General features: G+C 45.1%; 19 protein-coding genes and 1 pseudogene. 8 read left to right on the top strand and 12 right to left on the bottom strand.

What is annotated here, in order from left to right; translation table 11 throughout:
* The first annotated feature begins 7 nt into the window (after positions 1-7).
* The 5 genes from UF05_RS23615 to UF05_RS23635 all read left to right on the top strand — a co-directional run bounded on the left by UF05_RS23615 (position 8) and on the right by UF05_RS23635 (position 5,667).
* Entirely contained in the window at positions 8-802 is a 795-nt protein-coding gene (locus UF05_RS23615; RefSeq protein ID WP_045545210.1) for an SDR family oxidoreductase, read from the top strand.
* A gap of 14 nt (positions 803-816) precedes the next feature.
* Positions 817-1,452: a tetratricopeptide repeat protein gene (locus UF05_RS23620; protein ID WP_025524694.1), complete on the top strand. Its 636-nt coding sequence runs from the start codon at positions 817-819 to the stop codon at positions 1,450-1,452.
* Between the two features lie 3 nt (positions 1,453-1,455).
* Complete coding sequence (locus UF05_RS23625) at positions 1,456-2,112, top strand: response regulator (protein WP_005464355.1); 657 nt, start codon at positions 1,456-1,458, stop codon at positions 2,110-2,112.
* Positions 2,102-3,514 (top strand): sensor histidine kinase, encoded by a 1,413-nt coding sequence (locus UF05_RS23630; protein ID WP_045545211.1) that lies wholly within the window; start codon positions 2,102-2,104, stop codon positions 3,512-3,514. The genes UF05_RS23625 and UF05_RS23630 overlap by 11 nt, the downstream gene beginning before the upstream one ends.
* A gap of 203 nt (positions 3,515-3,717) precedes the next feature.
* Positions 3,718-5,667, top strand: coding sequence for an LTA synthase family protein (locus UF05_RS23635; protein ID WP_045545212.1), 1,950 nt, complete (start codon positions 3,718-3,720; stop codon positions 5,665-5,667).
* 59 nt (positions 5,668-5,726) lie between these two features.
* Here the strand turns inward: UF05_RS23635 and UF05_RS23640 are convergent, their stop codons facing one another.
* Both UF05_RS23640 and UF05_RS23645 read right to left on the bottom strand, forming a co-directional pair.
* Positions 5,727-6,329: a 2OG-Fe(II) oxygenase gene (locus UF05_RS23640; protein ID WP_025630870.1), complete on the bottom strand. Its 603-nt coding sequence runs from the start codon at positions 6,327-6,329 to the stop codon at positions 5,727-5,729.
* A gap of 160 nt (positions 6,330-6,489) precedes the next feature.
* Complete coding sequence (locus tag UF05_RS23645) at positions 6,490-7,257, bottom strand: TerC family protein (RefSeq protein ID WP_045545213.1); 768 nt, start codon at positions 7,255-7,257, stop codon at positions 6,490-6,492.
* 458 nt (positions 7,258-7,715) lie between these two features.
* On the opposite strand from UF05_RS23645, the gene UF05_RS23650 reads away from it, so the two are divergent.
* Positions 7,716-8,654, top strand: coding sequence for a LysR family transcriptional regulator (locus UF05_RS23650; RefSeq protein WP_045545222.1), 939 nt, complete (start codon positions 7,716-7,718; stop codon positions 8,652-8,654).
* Between the two features lie 40 nt (positions 8,655-8,694).
* On the opposite strand, the gene UF05_RS23655 is transcribed toward UF05_RS23650, so the two are convergent.
* The 4 genes from UF05_RS23655 to UF05_RS23670 form a co-directional block, all read right to left on the bottom strand.
* Complete coding sequence (locus UF05_RS23655; protein ID WP_045545214.1) at positions 8,695-9,576, bottom strand: YjjW family glycine radical enzyme activase; 882 nt, start codon at positions 9,574-9,576, stop codon at positions 8,695-8,697.
* A gap of 20 nt (positions 9,577-9,596) precedes the next feature.
* Positions 9,597-11,135: a YjjI family glycine radical enzyme gene (locus tag UF05_RS23660; RefSeq protein ID WP_045545215.1), complete on the bottom strand. Its 1,539-nt coding sequence runs from the start codon at positions 11,133-11,135 to the stop codon at positions 9,597-9,599.
* A 179-nt stretch (positions 11,136-11,314) separates the two neighbouring features.
* A complete protein-coding gene (locus UF05_RS23665) occupies positions 11,315-11,941 on the bottom strand; it encodes a LysE family translocator (protein ID WP_025558822.1) in 627 nt (208 codons plus the stop codon).
* Between the two features lie 200 nt (positions 11,942-12,141).
* Positions 12,142-13,353 (bottom strand): HD-GYP domain-containing protein, encoded by a 1,212-nt coding sequence (locus UF05_RS23670; RefSeq protein ID WP_025630864.1) that lies wholly within the window; start codon positions 13,351-13,353, stop codon positions 12,142-12,144.
* A gap of 345 nt (positions 13,354-13,698) precedes the next feature.
* Between UF05_RS23670 and scrG the strand changes: the two genes are divergently transcribed.
* Entirely contained in the window at positions 13,699-15,498 is a 1,800-nt protein-coding gene (gene scrG / locus UF05_RS23675) for a regulatory protein ScrG (protein WP_079879649.1), read from the top strand.
* 113 nt (positions 15,499-15,611) lie between these two features.
* Here scrG and UF05_RS23680 read toward each other — a convergent pair whose 3' ends face one another.
* The 6 genes from UF05_RS23680 to UF05_RS23705 form a co-directional block, all read right to left on the bottom strand.
* Positions 15,612-16,085: a response regulator gene (locus UF05_RS23680; RefSeq protein ID WP_005454901.1), complete on the bottom strand. Its 474-nt coding sequence runs from the start codon at positions 16,083-16,085 to the stop codon at positions 15,612-15,614.
* Positions 16,072-17,409, bottom strand: coding sequence for a sensor histidine kinase (locus UF05_RS23685; protein ID WP_045545216.1), 1,338 nt, complete (start codon positions 17,407-17,409; stop codon positions 16,072-16,074). Before UF05_RS23685 ends, UF05_RS23680 begins: the two co-directional genes overlap by 14 nt.
* 3 nt (positions 17,410-17,412) lie before the next feature.
* Complete coding sequence (locus UF05_RS23690) at positions 17,413-18,831, bottom strand: SLC13 family permease (protein ID WP_031854273.1); 1,419 nt, start codon at positions 18,829-18,831, stop codon at positions 17,413-17,415.
* Between the two features lie 236 nt (positions 18,832-19,067).
* The gene (locus UF05_RS23695) at positions 19,068-19,544 is read right to left on the bottom strand and encodes a GNAT family N-acetyltransferase (protein WP_078531500.1); all 477 of its coding nucleotides are present in this window, start codon (positions 19,542-19,544) and stop codon (positions 19,068-19,070) included.
* Positions 19,544-19,879, bottom strand: coding sequence for a hypothetical protein (locus UF05_RS23700; protein ID WP_045545217.1), 336 nt, complete (start codon positions 19,877-19,879; stop codon positions 19,544-19,546). The genes UF05_RS23695 and UF05_RS23700 overlap by 1 nt, the downstream gene beginning before the upstream one ends.
* 148 nt (positions 19,880-20,027) lie before the next feature.
* Complete coding sequence (locus UF05_RS23705) at positions 20,028-20,630, bottom strand: histidine phosphatase family protein (protein ID WP_029803315.1); 603 nt, start codon at positions 20,628-20,630, stop codon at positions 20,028-20,030.
* Between the two features lie 206 nt (positions 20,631-20,836).
* Here UF05_RS23705 and UF05_RS25360 point away from each other — a divergent pair.
* Positions 20,837-21,369: pseudogene (locus UF05_RS25360) on the top strand (IS3 family transposase); the annotation flags it as partial.

Below are 21,369 nucleotides of genomic sequence, written 5' to 3' on the forward strand. Positions count from 1 at the left end.
GTGAAGCATGATCATTAACAACAGCACCATTCTCCTGACAGGCGCAACGGGCGGAATTGGGCAAGCCATCGCGCAAGAGTTAGCAAAACGCGGTGCCAGCCTCATTCTTGTTGGGCGAAACGAAGAGAGCTTGCAAACACTACAGCGTGAACTGTCAAATCCAGAACGTCATGATGTAGTCGTTGCAGACATCACCTCATCAGAAGGATTAACTGCGATTAAAGATCGAGCGCGTCAACATCAAAAGGTGGACGCACTGATTAACAATGCGGGCAGCAACGATTTCTCGTTGTTAAGCCACAAGCGACCAACGCAGATTGCAGACGAAATCCAACTCAATCTCGTTGCGCCGATGCTGCTATGCCAATCGGCGTTGACGTGGTTAAAACAGCCTGGGGTGATTCTCAATATTGGTTCCACATTCGGCTCCATTGGCTACCCTGGCTATACCTCCTATTGCGCGGCAAAAGCGGGGTTGCACCGTTTTACCGAATCACTCGACAGAGAACTGTTCGCAACCGGAATCCGTGCGCTGTATTTGGCCCCAAGAGCGACAGAAACCTCACTCAATAGCGATGCCGTCAATGAAATGAATCGACAACTGGGTAACAAAACGGACTCGCCGCAAGTTGTTGCCAATCACGTTGTCACCATATTGGAAAAAGAAATTTCCGCGAAATGGATTGGTTGGCCAGAAAAACTTTTTGCACGCATCAATCAACTGCTTCCAAGCGTGGTTTCTTCTGCGATTCGTAAGCAACAAGAAACCATTCACCAATACGTAAACCGAGTCAGTCATTGAAGAGGACATGGACGATGAATACCAAACAACTACTTTGCGCTTTGACGGTTTGTTCAACGTTAGCTTCGACCGCTGCGTTGGCAGGTAATGCTCCACTGCAACAGGTTCAAAAGAAATGGGCGGAATGTCAGTACAGCACGCCTGACGGTGACGAAAAGGAACAATGCTTCCATCGTGCGATTGCCAAAACCAGTATTTATCTCGACAGAGAACCCGGCAATCCCGAACTCACTGTTTGGCTGGCAATCAATAAAGCATCGCTGGCTGGTGCTCAAGGTGGCTTAGGTGCACTATCACTCGCCAAAGAAGCTAAATCTTTACTCGAAGGGGTAATTGCAACGTCACCGCAAACGCTTGATGGCTCTGCATACACCAGTTTAGGTTCTTTGTATTACAAAGTTCCGGGGTGGCCAATTGGCTTTGGTGATGACGATAAAGCCGAACAAATGTTGAAAAAAGCGTTAGAGATCAATCCAAAAGGCATCGATCCGAACTATTTTTATGGAGACTTCCTTGCAGAAGAAGGTCGAGACAAAGAAGCGAAAGTGTATTTGACTCGCGCAATGCAGGCGTCACCTCGCCCTGACCGACCTTTGGCGGATAAAGGCCGAAAACTGGAAATTGAAGCGACTCTTGGGAGATTGAAATAAACCATGCGCTTATTACTCGTAGAAGATGACAAACTACTCGGTCAATCCATGGTGACTTCATTAAGTCGCCATGGGTACACCGTGGATTGGGTGGAAAAAGGGTCTGGCGTGACTAGCGCACTCAAAACAGAAGCGTTCACCGCCGTGATTTTGGATCTCACTCTACCCGATATCGATGGATTGGAAGTTCTGCGTAATATTCGCAAAGGCGGATTTAAGCTCCCAGTGATGATACTTACCGCACGAGACGACATTCGCGATCGCGTTCAAGGCCTTGATGGCGGCGCAGATGATTACCTCGGAAAACCGTTTGCACTCGAAGAGTTGCTCGCTCGCTTGCGTGTGTTGATTCGCCGTCAATCTGGCAGTGCAGAAGAAATCATTCAGGTTGGACAGTTGTCTTTATCCTTATCGGAACAAAGCATTCGCTACGATGACGCGCCGCTTAAACTCACACGCAATGAATTTAAAATCCTCACCAGCTTGATGACGAACGCCGGACGCGTGCAAAGTAAGGAGCAATTGCAACAATCGCTACACGGCTGGGATGAAGGTTCAAGCGATAACGCGATAGAAGTTCACATTCATAACCTACGTAAAAAAGCCCCCAACGTCGCCATCAAAAACATTCGTGGTGTGGGGTACATTCTTGAAAAATAAAAAACCTTACTCCATTAAACGCCAACTCACGCTCTCGGTTGGCTTGTTAGTCAGTGCGCTTTTGCTTATATCTTTGTACTTCAGCTTTCAGTCAGCCAAACACGAAGTCGAAGAAGTTTATGACGCTAGGCTTGGGCAATCCGCTAAGCTGATGCTGCTGACGCTGTCCATTTCAACCGAAACGGACACTCTCGCCAACCACAGAGAGCTATTCGACCAGTGGATGAAGAACATCGATTCTTTGGCAAAGAGCGACGAAGACAAAGCCACCAAATTTGGTCACCCCTACGAACAGAATCTCGTTTTTCAATTCTACCGTGACAACAAGTTAATCTGGAGTTCCACTCCGAATCTGAGTTCTCTTTCTTCTTCTTTTGATAACAACGGATACGCCGACATTACCAAAGACGGCGTACAGTGGCGCACTTTCCAACTCTCATTACCACAGACCGAGCATGAGAACGAATACGTAGTCGTTGCTGAAAAGCAGAAGATACGTAAAGAGATCATCCATGAAATCGCTCTGTCGACGTCCATCGAACAGTTACTACTATTGCCGACTTTGCTGCTATTGCTATTCTGGCTGATTGACAGATATTTCAGACCAATTAACGATCTGCGCACGGCTATCACGCAACGAAACGTGCACCGCTTAGACCGCATTCATGTTACCGACAACACAACCGAGCTTGCTCCGTTGGTGGAAGCACTCAATTCATTGCTTTCTGAACTTGAACAAGCGTGGCAGAGAGAGAAGCGCTTTACGCGAGCCGCCGCACACGAGCTCAAAACGCCGCTGACAATCCTGCGCCTAAACGTAGAAAACGCTCTTGAAAGTAATGATCCAGAGCAGCTACGCGGAGACTTACACAACATCCTTCAAGGCATTGAAAGAACCGACCGTCTCATCCACCAACTGCTTACACTTGCTAAAGTAGACAGTTTATCTGAACGCGTCTTTGACAACGTCGAACTAACGCCATTGCTGCAAACCGTCGTCGCCGATTTAGCGCCACTTGCTTTAAGACAAGATCAAGACATCAGCCTCTCACCAGCGGAAGTCGCGCTTTCTGGCGACAAAATGTTGTTAGAAGTGTTGTTCCGTAACCTTGTAGACAACGCCATTCGCTATTCAGGCGCACACAGCGAAATCCAAGTTAGTGTGCAAGAAAATAGAAATGCCATCAAAATCTTGGTTTCCGACACTGGCCCGGAGATTCCACAAGAAACGCGAGAAAGGATCTTTGAACAATTCTACCGAGGTCACTCAGAAAAAGGCGATGGTGCGGGGTTGGGCATGTCTATTTGCAAAGATATCGCCACGCTACACAGCGCAATAATAGAGCTGATTCCGAGAGAAAACGGCAAGAACACGTTTGTCGTCGCATTCCCAAAGTACTAGCGAAAAAAGACGACTAAAAAGGCGATATGGAGCACACTTCTATCGCCTTGTTTCGCCCCAGACATGAGACGCCTCCCACTCTTACATAGACATACGAATACTTACAATCCAGTCCATAGATTTTCATTATAATTCACGTTTATTTCACGCTCGCTTTGCTAGAAACGACACAACATCACGACTAAGTCCATCACAAAATAAATATGAAAAGTTCGTCTAAGAGACCCATGTTTGGGCCATTGCAGCCTCTCGCTGTTTTTTCTTTGTTTTCACTTGCATTTTTGTCCATATCACGCATTTTACTCGCCTTTTGGCAGTTTGATCGTATTGAATCCTTCAACGACTTCCTTTACATCATAGGCCAAGGCGTGCGTGTTGATATCGCAACGTTATGCTGGTTGTTCATCCTCCCTGCTCTGCTTTCTTCTTTCATGCCACTAAAAGGCAAGGTCGGAGAATGCTGGAAATGGGTATTGCGCTTGTGGATGGTCACTGGGCTATGGATTCTTGTGTACATGGAGCTGGCAACGGCACCATTCATTCAAGAATATGACCTACGTCCGAACCGCCTGTTTGTTGAATACCTCATCTACCCGAAAGAAGTGATGAGCATGCTTTGGACTGGCTACAAACTAGAACTGTTTATTGGTGCAATCGGCACCGCTTTGACGCTAGTTTTAGGCTGGAAATGGAGCAAAAAACTGACCGATAGCGCGCAACAAATCAATTGGAAATGGCGCCCTCTTTTGGCGATTTTCGTTGTGCTTCTTTGTGTTGCAGGCGCTCGTTCGTCTTTGGGTCACCGTCCGCTTAACCCTGCTATGGTGGCGTTTTCGAACGATCCACTGCTTAACGACTTAGCACTGAATTCGTCTTACTCATTGCTATTTGCTGTCAACAATATGAAGTCAGAAAAGAGCGCAGAGCAGTTCTACGGCAAGATGGACAATCAAAAAATGTTGGATCTCGTTCGCGCTTCATCAACGAAGGTCGACTTTGATCCTACATTGCTACCAACCATGAACAGCAACCCAGCGACGTACCAAGGCAAGCGTAAAAACTTGGTTATCTTGTTACAAGAGAGCTTGGGCGCACAGTTTGTGGGCTCTTTGGGTGGCCTGCCTCTTACACCAAACCTTGATGAACTGATGCAAGAAGGCTGGCAGTTTACACAAATGTACGCAACGGGCACTCGTTCAGTTCGTGGTATCGAAGCGGTAACAACAGGCTTCCCGCCATCGCCTTCTCGCGCGGTTGTTAAACTGAGTAAGAGCCAAACGGGTTTCTTTACTATTGCTGATTTGCTGAAAGAACAAGGCTACCACACACAGTTCATTTACGGCGGTGAAGCAAACTTCGATAACATGAAAACCTTCTTCTTCGGCAATGGCTTCGACCAAATTGTTGAAGAGAAAAACTATACGAACCCAGGCTTTGTTGGCTCTTGGGGAGTCAGTGACGAAGATCTTTACAATAAAGCAGATGAAGAGTTTGAGCGTCTTTCAAAAGGCGACAAACCTTTTTTCAGCCTTGTGTTCACATCAAGCAACCACAGTCCTTATGAGTACCCAGAAGGTAAAATCGAACAATACGATTCTGAGCACATGACGCGAAACAACGCGGTGAAATACTCAGATTACGCTTTGGGTACGTTCTTCGACAAAGCGAAAAAATCATCATACTGGGATGACACGATTTTCATCGTAATTGCGGACCACGATGCTCGTGTATTTGGTGCAAACCTTGTTCCTGTTAAGCACTTCCACATCCCCGCTTTGATTATTGGTAAAGACATTCAACCACGTAAAGATGACCGCATCGCCAACAACATTGATATGCCGCCAACGCTGCTGTCTCTTATTGGTGTGGACGCAAAAACACCGATGATTGGCCGTGACTTAACTAAGCCACTGGCTCGCGAAGATGAACGCGCAATGATGCAGTACGACAAAAACTTCGGTTACTTAACCCGAGATAACTTGGTTGTACTTTCTCCTGGCGAAAAAGTGTCGACCATGGAATACGACTTTGAAAGCCAAACGATGACGCCGCTAGAGGTCGATGAATCCGTTATTGACCGCGCAAAAGCAAACGCGTTGTTTGCATCTAAAGCGTATCAAAACAACTGGTATTCTTCGAAACGTGCTAACTAGTACTCGTTGATTCAGTTAAGAAAAAGGCAGCAAATGCTGCCTTTTTTCATTTTTAAATGTTAGCTCGCGATATCCAGAAGGTTATCTCTCACACCATTAATTCTGAACCAGCCTGCTATACTGAAACGCTCCGCGTTAGTCGGCAACACTTCATGAGGAAACTGTTCAGATAAGAACACCAGTAGACGCCCCCCACGAGGCGGGATTGTTGCGATTTCTTTGTCATTGAGGTCATAGACGACCAGTTCGCCCGCGTCCTCTTCACTCCAAGATTCATTCATGTAGAACACCGTGGTTAAGCGACGGTTTTCGTTCCCTTTAAAGCAATCAAGGTGTTTTTGGTAAAAATCGCCTTTTTCGTACTTAGCAAAGTGCGCTTCATACTCAAACAAACCCAAGAAGAAATGGCGGTTCACCTCTTGTCGAATCTCTTCCATTTTGCTCAAATAATTCGCGATTGGCTGGCCCATAGCTGGTTTTAACCATTGAATTTTGTCACTGCGAATTGATTCCATTCGGGTCACATCATCATTTCGACCAATGCGTGCTTTCTTCCAATTATCCGGTATGCAATCACGTAATTGGGTTACTTCGCCTTCAGAAAGAAAGTCATCCCAAATGTAGTAACCATCCGTTGCTAACGCATCGATCAGCTTGTTCATTTATTTTATTCACTCGTGTGGATTGGACGGTTTATATAAAAAATTCAATCCAATGCAACAAATACAACTTTTTGTCGAAACGACAAATTCTGAATCAGCAAATAAAACTGAAAGAAAAGCACACACAAAAGCCGCTCTCTTGAGCGGCTAAATTAGTAAGTTATCGGGCACCATAAATCACGGTTGGTTGATGCATCGGTCTGATTCGCTGGATAGTTCGGCGCTGTTTGTTCTTTAGTTGGATGTGACATAGTTCCAGCACCAAACCAAACGCCATCGCAAAGTACACATACCCTTTATTGATATGGATTGCGAAGCCTTCGGCCATCAGCAAGCCACCCAGCAATACTAGGAACAGTAGCGCTAAGGTTTTGAAACCAGGGTAACGGGTAACTAGGTTATTGATCTTCTCAGCAGTCATAACCATGACCAATGCAGAAGCAATAATTGCAGCAACCATAAGTGGTACTTCACTTGTTAAACCGACTGCTGTGATGACAGAATCCATCGAGAATACCGCATCAACCGCAACGATTTGTAACAAAACCACCGCCAATCCCGTGCGCACATGGGTAGAGTGATCGGTTTCGTTGTGAGTTAACCAGCTCCAAAGCTCTTTTAAGCTTTTCGCTAACAAAAACGCACCACCCAAGATCATTATCATATCTCGACCTGTCACTGCATGGTTTGCAACGCTAAATAGTGGTTGTGTAAGTTGCATGATCCATGTGATAGAAAACACCAATCCAATACGCGCTAACACCGCAAGACCAATACCTAGGTTTCGTGCAAGCTTTCTCTGGTGGGATGGCAATCTTTCACATAAAACGGAAATAAAAACGACGTTATCTACGCCTAAAACAACTTCGAGAGCAAATAAGGTGGCAAATATCACCCATGCTTCAGGTTGCATGAAAAGTTCTAACATGAGTATGCCTCCTGAGAGTGGAAGCGATACGGAGAAGGGTTCAGTCGACTAAAGGGGTCGTCCATTAATTATTTATACCTCTGTTACTTAGGGATCTAGAGTTAAGCACCTCTTGGTTTGCAACACAATACTCTTTTCAACACAAAAACTAGTGTCTTTATTTGTGCTCTAAAGGATTCTTTCCATCTCACCCCTCCTCTGTTTATCACTCGGAAAAGTTTATAGTGTAGGCTTAAGGAGCATCCCCGTTCGAAACGCTTCTATATCAAGCATATTCAGACATTCGGCAAGTAAAACGACAAGTCCGCCAAGCATCTTTTATCAAATAAAGCCAACAATGGACCTTAAGCTATTCCATTGAGCTCAAAGAAAAAGATGCTATTTTTACTCAGTGATCAATAGTAAAAATTTGTTTCATGCTGATATACTGGCAGAAATCACAAGAAATCATCGCTCTCATGGATTATATCGCTCTATCGCGCATTAGCTTAAAACACCTCACCGTCCTTCACATATTGCTGACAACTCACAGTGTCACTCAGGCAGCAGAGCGACTTTGTGTGACGCCTTCTAGTGTCAGTAAAACGCTAAGCCAGTTGCGTGAAACGCTCAAAGATGATCTTTTCTATCGTGATGGTACGCGTTTGGTGCCCACACCATTTGCGTTGAATATTGGCCCGTCCATTCACGGTATTCTGTCTAGTATGAACGGCCTATTGCACCAAGGTTCATTCAACCCCGCTTATTATCAAGGTACGTTTTCTCTGTCGATGAGAGGCAGTTCTTTTGAGCTGTTTGCTCCCGTGTTAACGCGCATTTCTCAACAGTTGGGGAACAATGCTCACTTAAGCGTCCATGCAAAAGAAGAGATGAGTTTTGATTCACTAGTGAGAGGACAAGTCGATTTTTTGCTGCTGCCGCATGACATCAGCCAGCCGCCAACTCAAAATAAAGACTTGGTTTGGCAAACAATCTTGAAAGATGAAATGGTATGTTTAATGGGCGAATCAAACCCGTTAGCTAAAGCGCCCCTGTCGATTGAAGGTTATCTTTGCGCTCGCCACATCGGGATTCACGATAAAGATCTTTCTCAGCCTTACTTCGAGCAAAACCTTACTCAGCAGCATTCAAAGCGTAATATGGCGATGCGTGTGGCAGATTTCGGTTCGGCAGCCGTCATGTGCCATCATTCCGATTATCTATTTACGTGTTCAAAACTTTGGGCGGGAGTCGCGCATCAAGCGAAAGGTTTAGTGCAGCGCTCTTTACCGTTTGATTACGGGCAAGTGGCTTACAGCTTGGTGTGGAACAGAGCGAGTCTCAATGATCCTGCTCTGAGATGGCTACAACAACAGTTGCTTGATGCTTGTAAAGAGCTCGAAGGCTGCGATAAGTAAACCGCGCGCAATCCTAAGTGTGTAAAGATTAGAGGCTGCTCTAAACGAACACGGAAGGGACCGCGATAGGACGATCAACAAACTTTCCAAGCTGTTCCTTTAGTTGCTCTATCTCTTCTTTTGAACACTTGTCCCAGCTACATGCATCTCCCACCACGCCATGATGTTGAAAGGCATTGAGGCGAACGTGTACCGAGCTTGGAAGCGCATTAAGATACCGCCCTACCGATTCGATTTCCGTATCTAAGTCACTTTTACCAGGAATATGCAGAAGACGCACTTCGTACAGCTTTTGTTGTTCTGCAAGAAACTCAATCGCCTGAAAGACTCGGTGATGTTCTCGGCCAGTTAACCAACGATGTGTGTCGGTTTGCCACGATTTTAAATCAATCATTGCGCCATCCATAAAAGGTAAGACACGCAACCAGCCCGAGACTGACAATGAACCATTGCTGTCGATGAAACAAGTGAGATGCTGTAGTTCAGGATCCCGCTTGATCCCTTTAAACAGCTCAATAATGAAAGGAAGTTGTAAGGTAGATTCCCCACCGGATACCGTCACACCGCTAATAAAAAAGCGTTGTTTTCGTATCAAATCGAGCATTGTCGCCACAGAGTAGTCAGTAATTTTTGGATTAGATTGGTTCTGACATATCTCTATACAATGATCGCAGTGGGTGCACTCCTCTTTAAGCCAAACAACGTTGTTGCTTTCGTCGAACTTCAATGCACCTGCCGGACACTCTGCAACACAATCACCACAGTGATTACAATGGTTGATAGTGTGAGGGTTGTGACAGTTCAAACACTGATAGTTACAACCTTGTAGAAAGATGACTAGACGATTTCCTGGCCCATCAACACAAGAGAAAGGAAGGATACGAGTTACTTTTGCCAAAAGGCTTTCACTTCGTCTAGACATCTTGTTCTTTCCGTCACCAGTTACTTGTAGACTGGCGACATTTCTTGGCTCACCACTCGTGGTGAACGCTCTAAAATTCCAGTGTTTTTCGCCGCTTCAGCGCCCAAAAACGTCGTATTAGTACGGGAACCTTCCGCATCGTATTTCGCGATATCAGATAACTTCACCATATAACCGGTCACTCGAACTAAATCATTCGATGCGACGTTTGCGGTGAACTCTCGATACCCTGCGTTCAACGCACCCTTGCATAAATTGAACATGGCTTCTGGGTTTGACTTCACCGTTTCATCAATCGTTAGAATATCGCTGATACCCGCTCGATAATATTGATGATGCGCCGCAGTTGCTTGTACATAAGTAACAGGGTCTGGCTCGTTACCGTAAGGAAGGCGCACACCTGGCGTTACATCCAGATCGAGACTGATACCACCTTGAGCATGCAACAACGCTTTGCCCTCTAAGCCATATCTCACAGCCGTAGAATCAACCAATGTCGCTAGTGTCGCTGAAATCTCATGGCCTAATGCATTTGCACGTTCGTCTTGTCCGTAGCGGGAGGTTTGCCCTTCTTTTTCAAGAAGTAAGTTGACCGCTTCAGCCATGCCATAAATGCCGTACATTGGCGCAAAGCGTGACTCTTCAATCAAGCCTTCTTGGGTTAAGAAGCCTTGGAAGAACTGTGATTGTTCATGCAAGTGCGAGCTTCTTGCATCCATCAACTCCGTCATTAGTTGATGATACGTCGGTAATACATTACTGAAAAAATCGTCGCGACTTGCTGCACGTTTCGCCACTTCTTTTAGATTCATGCGTACAAGCGTGTTTGAACCACCAGCTAGCGGGAGTGAGTTGTAGCAACTGACGATACCAAACCGCGCTCCGTTATAAGCATTTGCGTGAATTGGGTAATTCGCAATATGAGGCTTGCTACAGTCACAAATGTTTTTCGTCGCCTGACGTAACAAATCATCTGGTGTGATCGATTCGTCGTACATAAACGTGAGATTTGGTGCAATTTGCTTGAGCTCTGCGTCCACACGTAAAATAGTGCGACAGATAATGTTGTCTGTCGGCCCGATATTCACGTGCATGAAGGCATCCGGCAACGTGCGATCCAGCATGATCCAGAAATGTCGAAGTTTTTTGTAAATCTGCGCTTCAGTTTGGTCGCCTACATAAGGCATCAGGACGTCGTCTAACTGCCCTAAATACACCGGAATATTGGTAACAGACGGCACATGATGATAGATGATGGTAAGCATATTTAGCGCATCATCAAAATCTTCTGCAGGTGACAACTCCAAATATTCAGAGCCTTGAGATAAAAACTTAGCATAGTCAGGTAAAACGTAACGCGGTTTAAAAGGCGCATGACCTTCAAACATGTCACAAATTACGCCATCGCTCATCGCTTCACGAAGTGCTTCAGAAATGGGCATGTATGGAATACATGCTTCGGCTTCTAAAGCGAGGAAGTTAGACTTCTGTTTCGGAGACAAACGGCCGTCAGTTGCGATATTGAGAAAACGCTGTTGGAGTTCAGATAGGCTTGTCATCAAGGATGTTCCTGCAAAAAAGACCACGACATCTGGATCTGGGTAGGTACAGACCATTACCCCTAAAGGGCTAGAGTGAATTTTACGCCTAGTCAAGCCTTGCCACTAATGAAAAAAAACAAACCGTTAATTTCCATATTGGAAATAAGCTATCCCTAAATTAGGGGTTATCTCACAATCTAGCTGCGATTCGCCGTAGATAGCATCACACCAGCACTGATAAACACTCCACCCGTTAAGCGATTGAACAACTTAGCTCGTCCTGCTTCAAATAACCAATTGGATGTTTTCACCCCTAATAAGGCGTAAAAGGTTAACCAGCTCAATTCGAATACTACGAACGTACCCGCGAAAATCGCATATTGGGTCAACAGCGAAGCGGTTGGGTCAATGAATTGTGGGAATAGTGCCGTAAAGAAAATAATGGCTTTCGGATTACTGGAACCAACGATAAAACCACTGGTATAGGCGCTGACGTGGCTGGTTGACACCTGTGCAGAGTCGGACTTCGAAAAATCGTTTTGTTTTGATCGAAATGCTTGAATGCCTAACCAAATCAAATATGCCGCACCACACCATTTGATGATGTTAAACACGAACTCAGAAGACGCAATCACAACACCTAAACCGGTAAAAGAAAGGGTAAGAATGATGGTAATCGCGCTTAAACTGCCTAGAGCCGTCGTCAGTGCGAGGCGAAAACCACTGCTGACGCCTTTACTTAAGCAAAGTAGAGAACTTGGCCCAGGAGAAGCAGTGAGAACGAGTATCGCGAGAGTGTAGTAAATCCAAGTATCGAGTTGCATTGGCGCTCCTTTCCAATCATGGTTTGATGCCACATATTAAGCCTAAAGCTAAGTGATGTAACATCGACGCTTCTATCCTTGAAACGTATTTTTGAGGCAAATGCGCAACCCAAATTGCGCATTAATTATGCAACCAAAATACTCGCTATATGCAATAGTGTAAAGAAAATAGTCAGTAATGATTCAAGCTAAGCACCGACTTAGTCATAGAACGGTTTTGGATCGATTTCTAAAGATGAAGGCGCTATCGCTCTTTCAATTTTGTGCGTACTTGTTTTTAAATCCACCATCGCGACATCAATGTATCGTTTGTACTTACGGGAGTAGAAACATTTCACTTCTGGCTTTAACGCTTGAGATGGATTCGAAGACCACACAATACCCACTCGGCCATCACTGAGTTCCACGATAGAACCTACTGGATACACACCAATGCAGTTAATGAACTTGTAAACCAGATCAGGGTCAAGATGGAAAGGCGTTAGACTGAGCAAAATCTTAAATGCTTCTGCTGAGCTCATGCCTTTTTTGTAGCAACGATCAGCGGTGAGTGCATCATATATATCGACGATACAACTCATGCGACCATGAATCGGAATCTCGTCGCCCGATAGTCCGCGCGGATACCCCGTTCCATCAAGCTTTTCATGATGCATTAAACACACGTCTCGGCTGACATCGCTCAACCCTTTCACTTCAACGATGATCTCACCCGCGAAGACTTGGTGCAATTTCATGTGCTCAAACTCTTCTGGCGTTAAGCGCGCTGGCTTGTGAAGAATTTTATCGTCCACTTTGATTTTACCCACATCGTGAATGATACCACCAATCGCCAATTGCTTGAGGGTGTCTTTGTCTAAGCCTAAATGTTTGCCGAACGAAACCAGCAGACAAGCGACATTTACTGAGTGCTCGAGTAAATAAGAATCTTTCTGACGCAATGCAGAAACACACTGTAAAGCGTCTGAATCAATGAATACACTTTCGATCATGTCATCCGCCCACGATTCAACCTCGTCGACTTGGATCACTTTGCCTTCAAAAGTTTGGTTGAGAAGTTTCTGCGCTAGGCCTTTTGCTTCCGCAATCAGCTTTTTAGCACGCTTGTGTTGGACTTCTCGCGAGCGATACGCACGTTGTACTTTGCTTGATACGGAAAGCGTTTTATCCCCTACTTCGATATCGATAGGTTCTTCGACGGGTTTGAATACGCACTGCTGAGCAGAAAGTGATTGATCAACCCAAACGAATTCCACGCCACTTGCGCGAAGCTTTTTAATGCCCTCTGCGCTCGAAACTCGACCAGCATTGGCTAAATTGACTCGTTTGTTATGCTCTATCGCGGTAACAAACATGCCGACAGCAACATCTGCGATTGCAATTTTAATTGAGTCTTCTGGGTTGTACTGCATATGGTGACATTTATTAAATACTATTAGGTAACGCGTGCATTATAAAAGATATCGCGCATAGCTGTTATAAGAATCCTCAATTCATTTCAATTAATGAGTATTCAGTCAATTAACAGAGCGATTTACTTCATAAAACCATTTTATTTTTATGGACTTAGCTCAAGAAATGACAGCATTATTAACTAATTTTAATAATTTGAGGAATGCATCAATAACTATTTCATATAAAAACGATTTACTGTTGACTAAGTTTTATAAATATCGATGATCAGCAAGTTAAACTGAACGAAGTTTTATTCATTTGAAAGCGCAAGAACATGACTGTCTACTATTTTAAATTAACATTTGTATCTTAATAATGCGCATGATTACTTCATTTCCCTGTTACAGGAACGCCCATTCATCTCTGTTGCCAGTAAGGCACGAGGAGGACATGTCTTGACCACCATTTTTGATCAACAGGCCTCAGACAATGATCGCGAGTTTCTCAAGATCGTCGAAGAACGCTTTATTCATATCTTTGATGTGTTCAACGAAGGCCTTTTCTACATGGACGAGTTCGGGACGATGGTTTTCTACAATCAGGGATTTTATGAGCAACTTGGAATCAATGCTGGACGCATCAACCTAGATCGTTGGTTGGATTTGGTGCATCCGTTGGATAGGGAAAGATTGTCCAAGCGCGTCGATGCCCACATTAATACCGACAATAAGCGCGTCACAACCACTTACCGCCTGCGCAAACCCAACGGGCAATACGTTTGGATTGAAGGCGTTGCGATGACCAAAGAAACTGAGCATGGCCATTATATGGTGGGTAGCCATCGCGACATTTCTGAACGTAAATTAATGGAAAGCTACATTCATCAAGTCGCGTTCCATGATAACGCCTCAGGTATGGCAAACCGCGCGCATTTGCTGCTTGATATTGAAGAACACGTCTGTTCGACAGACACGCCAACGTCGATTTGCTACATCCAAATCAATGAGATCAAATCCTATCTGAACCAGTACGGCAATGAACTGGTCAATGGTTTGGTGGAAAAGCTGCTGCAAACGCTCAGTCATCTGCCATCCCCCAACTGCTCAGTGTATCGCGTACATGATGACGATTTCGCAATTTTAATTCAGGACGATTGCTCAATAGACACGCTTCAAGCTTATGCCGAGACGATAAAACAAACCTATCACGAAGCCGTGGTGGAAGAAGGCCAGTATCTTGGCAGTAACATCAGCATTGGCTTGTACCCTTGTATCGACCCTGCGCACTCTGCGGATGAAATTTTGCGTAAAGCTGCAAGAACATGCCAATACGCCAGTGAACAAAATAAAGATAGGATTGCCATTTACAGCCAACGCACTCAACACGCGGTAGATCGTTACTTTTTTATCGAACAAGGTTTGAAAAGCGCACTAGAAAAGCAAACCTTGAGTGTGAAGTTTCAACCAATCATTAATGCAAAAAGCTCCGAAGTGGTGAGTTTTGAATCTCTCGTTCGTTGGCGTAGCAAAGAGTTTGGCGAAATTTATCCCGATGAGTTTATTCCCGTAGCCGAGAACAAAGGCTTGATCGTCGAGCTAGGCTATCAAGTGTTCGCGAAAGCTTGTCAGTTCATAAAGCAATACCGTGAACGCTACCAAAATGAAGTAAGAGTGAACGTAAACGTCTCCGTTCTGCAGCTTATGAATGGTGAGTTTCCCTCAAGAATCAAAGCCATGGCTGACGAGGCTGGCGTCGCACCTCAGTCTGTCGTGCTAGAGCTCACCGAAACATTCATTTTGGATAACAACCAAACGGCTATGGCCCCCTTAAACACGCTTCGTGAATTGGGCTTTGCATTGTCTTTGGATGACTTTGGTTCCGGGTACAGTTCTTTAAACTGCTTCTTTGATTTACCGATGACGCAGATAAAAATCGATAAATCGATGGCTTGGAAAACGCTGACAAACCACTCTTCGCGAGAGTACCTAAAGTTTTTGATTGCAATGTGCCACGAGAATAATATTGAGGTAGTGATTGAAGGCATTGAGGATGCGAAGATGTGCGACTTCTTTACTCAGATGGGCGTCGACTATTTACAAGGTTACTGGTTCTCAAAACCCTTATCTGTCGCAAGTGCTAGCCGATATTCATTGAATTCATAGTTCGAATTTTGGAATTCTCACCTGTTCCGCACAGCCACCGTTTAGTTACCGGTTTTTACATCGAAACAGAACAGAACGTGGCTGTGGCGAAAACTCAGGTTAACTTTACCCACCTATCTTAAGCGGTCAAACACAACGTTTTGATCTAAGTGCTCGTGATATTGCGTGTAATCGAGCCCCATATCAAAAATGTATTGTGTAACGAGGTTTCTTACGCACTCAATCAACTGATTGGCTTGCCAAGGCTTTTCGAAATAGCGATCGATGCCCGCAGAGTTAATCGCATTGATCGTATCAGTGTGCGTGGCCTGCCCAGTCAACAAGACTTTGCGAGTGCGAACAAAGCGGCTGTCTTTGGAAATTTCCGTCAGCAGCTCAACACCCGTTTTACCTGGCATCACGTGATCCGAAATAATTAACGCGATCATTTCACCATCTGCATCAAGCTCATCCATCAGCTCAAGCACTTCATCAGCAGACTCACAATCCTCAATATTCAGCCATTTATTCAACGGTTCTAGATCTTGTAGAACCGCGCTTAACACCTCTCGTTGGTCATCAACGCAAATTAAATTAAGCTTCTCCATGTTCACCCTCTACCGGTAATTTGATTCTAAAAATGGTCTTTTCAATGTCACTTTTTACGACAATGGAACCGTTGTAACCTGCAATAATTCGTTTAACGATCGAGAGTCCAAGCCCCAACCCAAAAGACAATCCGCCCTTCTTCGTTGTAAAGTTCGGCCTAAATATTTTTCGGCGTGTGGCCTCATCAATTTCAGGGCCGTTGTTGGCGATCGTGACTAAAATCTTTCCTTTGCTCACGCGTGTATGAATCTCAATGGTCGGCGACTCAATGTTGATCATCGCATCGCACGCATTCTTTAAAATATTCACCCAAATTTGAACAAGCTCAGTTTGCGATCCAATAAAAACCGGCAGTTCTGCAGGGCTGAAACGCACACTAACGCGCCTCAAATCACTCTGCAGCAACGCCAATGCCCGATTTATCGAATCGTTAATGTTGATGGCCTCATCAAGATCGATATCCGTTCTGCCCAATTGCTTAACGGAACGAACAATGCCCACCGTATGCATAGACGCGATACGCAAGTCGTGCAGGTCTCGCCCAACTTGCCAATAACGAATCGCCTCTTCTGGCCTTTTCAACCAATGCTCCGAGAGGTAGTTATTTGGCACGGCTCGCGCTAAATCACGTGCCAACTCTTTAGGCAACCCATAATATTTTTCGAAATGACGACCGCGCTTTCTCGCTTCACTAGACGATACTTTTTGCCCTTGCATCAAACCAAAATCAAAGAACTGACTCGCCTCTGGGTGCACTTCTTCAAGCAGCGTCATGATGACGGACTCTAAACGCTCCGATTTACTGCTGACCACACCAATCGCATTGTTAAGTTCGTGTGCGATACCTGCGGCTAACTGACCGAGTGTTGTCATCTGCTCTGCGGTGTGGAGCTTTTGCAGCGCCTTCTCTTTGGCTATCGCTTCTTGCATCGCGCGGCGCTGACGGCGAGACAACTCATTCACCATAACGGGCATAAACTGTGTGGTTAATGGCCCGTAAGTTTCTTCTGCAACGGCTGGCGTATCGCGTTCTATCCACGCAAGTTCTACATCGGTTTGTGCAATCACCGTAGATGAGGCAGTCCATGTTCCTGAAAAAAAACTGTGTACTCCAATAAATGCCCCTTGAGAGGCAGAAAATACCTGAATGGGTTTTCTGTCTTCGTCCGCATAGAAGCCAGCAAGCTCGCCAGAGAGCACATAATATAGACGGTCGTTGTAGCCTTGCTGTTCGATCAATACGGAGCCGGCCAACACAGTCAGCCGACGTTCGATATGATTAAAGTAGCGTTCTACTAACGCATCTAACTTGGTTTCGTACATGTATTACCCAATATGCCCAACCGTATGAAGAATCCACACCATCACAAAGCTTAGCAGCACACCAACAATACCAAGTACCGCACCTACTCTCGCCATTTGGCTACTTTCTACATGGCCAGTGGCATGCGCGAGCGCGTTAGGCGGTGTACTGATAGGCAGTGACATACCAAGCGAAGCCGCGAAGGTCACAACAAGAATAAGCGTGACTTCACCACCTAATGGCGTCAAAGAAGCCATGGACGTACCAAGTGCAGCCATTATTGGCATCAGCAAGTTGGCTGTGGCCGTGTGCGACATGAAGTTTGCCATTAGTAAGCAAAGGAATGCCGCGCCGAATAGCACCACATAAGGCGAGAATTCATCAAATGGAATACTGTGCACCACCAGCTTCGCAAGCCCTGTTTTGTCGAGCGCTAAACCGAGAGCAATACCACCCGAGACTAACCAAAGCACATCCCAAGAGATCTTTTTGAGGTCTTCTTTGTTGATGATCCCTGTCAGCGAGAATACGGCAACCGGAATTAAAGCGACGGTGTATGAGTTCATGCCATGCGCTGAGCCCATCAACCAAAGAATGATGGTGCCAGCGAATGTGACGTAAACAATCATCGCTTTTGGTGTTTTTAGGAACTTACTTTTGATGTTCAGATCAATTTTCGTCTGCTCGGCTTTGTATAAATAACCTATCAGAAGCCAAGCAAGCGCCATCATGATCACCACAAATGGTACGCCGAACACCATCCACTCCCCAAAAGTAATCAAGTTATCACCCACGAGGTATTTCAAAGCAATCGCGTTTGGTGGCGTACCGATTGGCGTACCAATACCACCAATGTTCGCTGCAACAGGAATACAAAGCGCGAATGCAATTCGACCCGGGTCTTTAGGCCCAAACACGGCGATAACTGGCGTTAATATCGACAACATCATCGCGGTGGTCGCGGTATTCGACATAAACATCGAGAATATAGCGGTGATCAGCATCAGGCCTAACATGACAAACTTAGGGTTTTGCCCAAACGGCTTGAGCAACACCCTAGCGAGGTTCACATCCAAACGATATTTGGTTGCGGCCATTGCTAAGAAAAAACCACCTAAAAACAGCATGATGATTGGGCTTGCAAAGGTAGCCATGATTTCGTGGTATTGCAGTAGTTCGCCAAAATGAGGTTGCCCTTCTTGTGTTCGAAACAAGACAACGCCTTTGTTCGAAACGAGCAATAACTCAAGCACGATGATCACCACCGACGTGGCATAAATCGGAATAGGCTCGAACACCCAACAGAGCGCAGCCAGCAAAAAGATCGCGATAACTCGCTGTTGGACGATGGTGATGCCGTCAAAAGGAAACGCTGACAAAGGCATCAGCCAAATAAGTAACGGAATCACCGTTGGGATGATGTATTTGAGATATGGGCGCATAGTACTACTACTCTTCCTGAGTTGGTTGGCCATGACATTAGGCATTTCGAGCCACATTCAGTCATCTTTCTATCAATCTGATTTTTATGAACAACTTTGCGGTTGTGAGATAGAAACATACCTGTTTGATAACTCTGAGTAGAGATTATGTACACTGTTTTGAAACGAAATTTTGGTCTTAGATCAATGAACTGGAATTCACATCAGAAAACATCTCTTATCTGTGTCCAAGCTCACTAATTACGCGATAGATACTTCTTCATCACATAATTAGTTAAGTGTTGCCCTTTCACTTCAACTTCTTGATGTTTAATCACTTTAAATCCCATTCGTTCAAAGAACGGACGAGCAGTGATACTGACCTCTGAGTACAAATACGGTAACGCTAATGGCTCCGCTTGAGAGAAAATATGAGCCATCAATGCGCGGCCAACACCTGTCCCTTGATGCTGGTGATGGCAAAAGAAATGGTCAATGTAACCATCTGGCTGTAAGTCCGCGTAACCGACAATCTCACCTTCAATTTCGGCAATAAATGGGGTGATGGTGTCCATCCTCGCTTGCCAAGTTTGTGGTTCAAAATCATCGGGAGCCCAAGCTTTCACTTGATCTGTTTGGTAATCGCGGCAGTTTACTTCTCGAACCGTATGGTAGAAGAGCGTCCATAGTGTTGGCGCATCATCAGCGCGATAGCTGCGTATTGAAAGCATCATTACAGTACTCCAGACAGACGAACCAAAAACGTGGTCACAATCGCGCTCACTAACAACGTATTGATTGGCAAATAGTGCGGAAACAAATAAGGCAGAGAGCGTAAATCTGGTTTGGTGATAACTCTTTGAGGCTGAATATCTAGGCTCATCGCGACCTCACAAGCCCGACCCGTTAACGGATGTTTAAAAAGCCACTGTGAATAAGCGCTACAAAGTGCCACCACTCCCGCCACTCCAATGATTTCTATCAACACAATAGCCTCTAGAGTAAAAGGCAGTAAAGTTGGGCCACTTAAAAGCAGCGCTGCGGCAAAAAGCCTCTTTTTGTACGTCATCATCCATCCTTGAATTACATTCTATAAATGTACATTTGAGACCAATCGTCCATGATCAGCCTTGCAAGCGTATTTTCTGTAAGCCAGTGTACTAAGTTATTTTGATTACTGACCAAAATCAAGTGGACGCAAACAGAAACAAACCGAGTTAGACTACCTCAACAGCATCCATACAGTTGACACGAGTGATTCGACCATCTTCGATAATGAAAAACGCATCTTGAGGTAAATCTTGCTGCCAAACTTGAGTGTAATCCATACCCAACAGCAATCCTCTCAGCACGATGCCTGTTAGCCCATGGCTCACAACGACAATGTCTTCGTCATGCGTTACATCACTCAGCCAGCAGGACAAACGCTCCCTTACCGACTCATAAGTTTCACAGTTTGGCGCTTGAAGGTACCAGTCATTTTGAGCCAATAAGTTGGGAATTTCTTGCTCTAGGCTGGGAATCGTTCTTTGCTCCCACTCACCAAGAGAAAACTCTTTTAGCCTAGGGTCTTTGTTGAGGTTTTCATACGAGTAGTTAAGCTCTTCACATACGATTTTCGATGTTTGCAGTGCTCTCCCAAGCGTACTGGAGTAGACGCGGAAAGGACGGTTTTCAACATACTGTTTGAGCGTCGTGCCAACGCGTCTTGCTTGGTCGCTGCCTTTCGATGTCAGTGAGGAGTTACAGTGACCTTGTAACTTTTTGTCTGCGTTAAACGCTGTTTCACCATGGCGCAATACGAATATTCTTCTCGTCATTTCTTTACCTTAAACGGTTTAAATTAATAGGTAAGCTAACGTAAAGTCGCCAACTGGGCAAAAAACACTATTTGAGTCAACTTTGACACAGAATGGCTCGCCTCATTATTCCTGAACATCCAAAATTTCATAATGGCGCTCAACTGATCCGCACCACCAGTTTTGGACACCGAGTTAAGTGAGTACAATCACTAACAAGGTGAATCATGACAAACAAGAAGAAACGTATTATCCGTTCTCCTGAATTTAAAGCCGAAACTCTGAAGCTAGCAGAGAAAGTGGGAGTCGCTGCGTCAGCGAGAGCAAGAGCTAGCTGCTGAAGTAGCCAAACTCAAAAGACAGTTGGCAGAACAAGCAGAAGAGCTAGATATCGTAAAAAAGGCCGCCACCTACTTCGCGAAAAATCTAAAGTAGATTGCTATGAATTCATGCTTGAACACTTGCTGTGCTTCAGTGTTGTCCGCATGGTTAAGGTATTCAGGGTTTCTCGAAGTGGGTTTTATTATTGGATTAAGCATCGCCACAAGGCCATCCAGCGCGAGACAATTCGTCAAGAGCTTGATACAAAGGTCAAAGATGCTTTTGACAACAGTAAAGGTCGAGATGGTTCAAGATGTATCCAGAAAGAACTCGCTGAGAACGGTAATAGCCATAATGTTAAAACCATTGCAGCCAGCATGAAGCGTCAGGATTTAACGCCGAAAGCGGCACGCAAGTTTAAGTGTACAACGGACAGCAA

It is taken from the genome of Vibrio sp. S457-15 (genome assembly GCF_000960545.1).
Lineage (GTDB): Bacteria > Pseudomonadota > Gammaproteobacteria > Enterobacterales > Vibrionaceae > Vibrio > Vibrio parahaemolyticus.